The organism is Leptospiraceae bacterium (genome assembly GCA_024233835.1).
GTDB lineage: Bacteria > Spirochaetota > Leptospiria > Leptospirales > Leptospiraceae > JACKPC01.
The window spans coordinates 1-1,692 of sequence record JACKPC010000011.1 but is presented as its reverse complement, the minus strand read 5'-3'; the positions used below and the strand labels follow the sequence as shown (position 1 = coordinate 1,692).

Annotated in this window: 1 protein-coding gene; it reads left to right on the top strand. The window is 35.1% G+C overall.

The window, feature by feature from the left end; genetic code table 11:
* The first annotated feature begins 104 nt into the window (after window positions 1–104).
* Window positions 105–1,655 (top strand): IS21 family transposase, encoded by a 1,551-nt coding sequence (locus H7A25_26680; protein MCP5503514.1) that lies wholly within the window; start codon window positions 105–107, stop codon window positions 1,653–1,655.
* The last annotated feature ends 37 nt before the right edge of the window (window positions 1,656–1,692 follow it).

Here is a 1,692-nt window from a genome sequence, read left to right as displayed (position 1 = left end):
GGTTGAAACTTTACCACACGGAAAATAAGTAATTCGGGACAAAGGTTAAAAGTTTCCTCAATCATCGCAACGAAAAAGTCTTTCAACTAAGAGGGGAAAGACTGATGAATCAGAGGATAAAAATGAATAAAATTGTTGAAATAGTAAGACTCTACGAACTGGGTTTGAGTAAACGGAGTATTAGTCGAAACTTAAGTATTTCTCGTCCAGTAGTATCAGAGTATCTCCAAATATTCCGCAAGTCAAATATGACATATAAAGACCTCTCTCTTATGAAGGAAAGTGAGGTTCTGGATATATTAGATTCCAGAAATCTTTCCCGAAAAGAAAGGTATCAGCAGCTATCCATTAGGTTTCCTGACTATGCTGTTCAGTTGAAAAGAGTTGGAGTTACCCTGCAAATATTGTGGGAAGAATATACAAAAGAAGTTTCAGAACCCTATAGCTATACCCAGTTTTGTTATCACTATCAGACATGGAAAAACAGCAAAGAAGTCAGTATGCATATAGAGCATAAATATGGTGATAAACTGTTTGTGGACTTTACCGGAAAAAAGCTAAAAATAAAAGATCCCAAAACAAATGAAGAAAGAGAAGTTGAAGTATTTGTTTCTGTATTAGGTGCGAGTCAATTAACTTATGTAGAAGCGGTATATTCTCAGAAGAAAGAAGATTTTATTCGTGCCTGTGAGAATAGTTTACAATATCTTGGAGGGGTTGTGAATGCGATTGTTCCGGATTGCTTAAAAGCTGCGGTAACAAAAAGTGATAGGTATGAACCTGAAATCAATCCTGAGCTTTTGGATTTTGCCAGACATTATGATACGGTTATTTTCCCGGCAAGGCCCTATAAGCCCAAAGATAAAGCACTCGTAGAAAATGCGGTGAACATAGTATATACTAGAATATTTGCTCCTCTTAGAGATCAAACATTCCTGAGCCTCTCAGAATTGAATGAGGCAATACAGAAACTATTAGATAAACATAATAATCTAAAAATGCAGAGATTAAATCATTCAAGAAGAGAAGATTTTGAAAGAAACGAAAAACAGTTACTAAAGCCTCTACCTGCAGAAAAATACATGTTCAAGAAATTTGCAATGTCTACAGTAGCTGTAAATTATCATGTCTACCTTCCTGAAGATAAAAACTATTACAGCGTGCCTTATCGCCTAAAAGGTCGTAAAACCACGATAATCTATACTCAGGATATAGTTGAGGTATTCTACAATAATGAGAGAGTGGCTTTGCATAAACGTGATAGAGCACAGGGTAAATATAGCACAAATATAGACCATATGCCTCCCTCTCACAAGTCTTATGCGGAATGGAATTCTGAAATGATATTAAGCAGAGCATCTCTTCTGGGAGTAAGTGTAAGGGAGCTATCCTCAAATATTCTAAATACTTACAAATATCCCGAACAGGGATATAAAGTATGCATAGGGATTATTAACCTTGGAAAGAAATATGGGGGAAAGCGAGTTAATAGAGCCTGTGAAATCGCATTAGAATACAAGCAAATAGGCTACAGATTTATAAAAAATATTTTGCTAAATGGAATGGATGCATACGAGCAAGAAAACTTATCTTCCAATGACATCAAACATGAAAACCTGAGAGGAAAAGTATATTACAATAAGGAAGAATACTGATATGACTAATGAAGATACACTTGAAAAAATAAAAATA

Bases quoted from the DNA above. Each gene is read 5' to 3' on its own strand.
- H7A25_26680 (MCP5503514.1), top strand. From the start codon at position 105: ATGAATCAGAGGATAAAAATGAATAAAATTGTTGAAATAGTAAGACTC.